Raw genomic sequence first — 1,591 nt, 5'->3', positions numbered from 1 at the left:
GCGCCGGGCGGGCGTGCGGCGCCGGGCGGGCGTGCGGCGCCGGGCGGGCGTGCGGCGCCGGGCCCGGCTGCGGTCTCCGGGCTCCGTCGGGTGCCGCTTCGCCCCGGACTGAGACCGATCGCCCTGCCCGCCGGTTCCGTCGGGGTTGCCCGCTTCCACCGCGGTTTCGCAGGCTCTGCGGGTGTTCCCGCCCTGGTCGCGCCGCATTGTCAGTACCTCGCGTCATGATGGGGTAGGTCGTCGGGCGACGGCGAGCGGGCTGCGGTCAGGGGCGGTCCGCGTCGGGGGCGGTTCCCGCGTTCTCGCGGTTGGGGAGGTGCAGTGGCGGCGTACGACTGCGACGTGCTGGTGATCGGTGCGGGCATCGTCGGACTCTCGACGGCCCATGCCCTCACCCGCGCCGCGCCGGGGCTGCGCGTGAAGGTCCTGGAGAAGGAGTCCGGCCCGGCCCGGCACCAGACCGGCCGCAACAGCGGCGTGATCCACAGCGGTATCTACTACCCGCCCGGTTCCCTCAAGGCCCGCTACGCCCTCCAGGGGTCGGCCGAGATGGTCGCGTTCTGCGCCGAGCACGGCATCCCGCACGAGGTCACCGGCAAGCTGATCGTCGCCACCGACCGCGCGGAGCTGCCCCGGCTGCACGCCCTCATCCAGCGCGGACGCGAGCACGGCCTACCCGTACGCGAGCTGGGCCCCGCCCAGATCACCGCCTATGAGCCGGAGGTGCGCGGTCTCGCCGCCATCCACGTCGGCACCACCGGCATCTGTGACTTCGGCGCCGTCGCCCGCACCTTCGCCCGCCTCGCCCAGGAGGCCGGTGCCGAGATCGCGTACGGCGCCGAGGTGACCCGTATCGGCCGCCGCCCGGGCCGGGTCGCCGTCGCCACTGCGGACGGTACGGTCCACCGCGCCCGCGCCCTGGTCAACTGCGCCGGTCTGCACAGCGACCGCATCGCGCGGCTGGCTGGCGACGACCCGGGCATGCGGATCGTGCCGTTCCGCGGCGAGTACCACCTCCTCGCCCCGGAGCGCGCCGGGCTCGTCCGGGGCCTGGTCTATCCCGTCCCCGATCCGGCGTTCCCGTTCCTCGGCGTCCATCTGACCCGCGGCATCGACGGCGCCGTCCACCTCGGCCCGAACGCCGTCCCGGCCCTGGCCCGCGAGGGCTACGACTGGCGCACCCTCCGCCCCGCCGAGCTGGCCGCCACCCTCGCCTACCGCGGCTCGTGGCGGATAGCCCGCCGCCACTGGCGGTACGGCGCGGGCGAGCTGCACCGCTCGCTCTCCCGCCGCGCCTTCACCACCGCCGTGCGCCGCCTCCTGCCCGCCGTCACCGAGGCGGACCTGCGCCCGGCCCCCGCCGGTGTCCGCGCCCAGGCCGTCCTCCCCGACGGCACCCTCGTCGACGACTTCCTCTTCGCCGAGTCCCCCGGCATCGTCCACGTCCTCAACGCCCCGTCCCCGGCGGCCACGGCGTCGCTGCCTATCGGGCGGGAGATCGCGGGGCGGGTGACGGCAGTGCTGGACCGGCGCTGAACGCGGACGTGGGGGGCGGCGGCGGGGGGCCCCGCGACTACGTCTCCCCGGACGG

The 1,591-nt window shown here is 76.2% G+C and carries 1 protein-coding gene; it reads left to right on the top strand.

What is annotated here, in order from left to right; translation table 11 throughout:
* The first annotated feature begins 321 nt into the window (after window positions 1-321).
* Complete coding sequence (gene lhgO, locus ACFWWQ_RS23940; protein ID WP_384599623.1) at window positions 322-1,536, top strand: L-2-hydroxyglutarate oxidase; 1,215 nt, start codon at window positions 322-324, stop codon at window positions 1,534-1,536.
* The last annotated feature ends 55 nt before the right edge of the window (window positions 1,537-1,591 follow it).

Origin of the sequence: Streptomyces sp. NPDC059080 (assembly GCF_042739975.1) — a bacterium.
Taxonomy (GTDB): Bacteria; Actinomycetota; Actinomycetes; order Streptomycetales; family Streptomycetaceae; genus Streptomyces; species Streptomyces benahoarensis.
The sequence above is the reverse complement of the archived record's forward strand: the minus strand, read 5'-3'. Positions and strand labels throughout refer to the sequence as shown.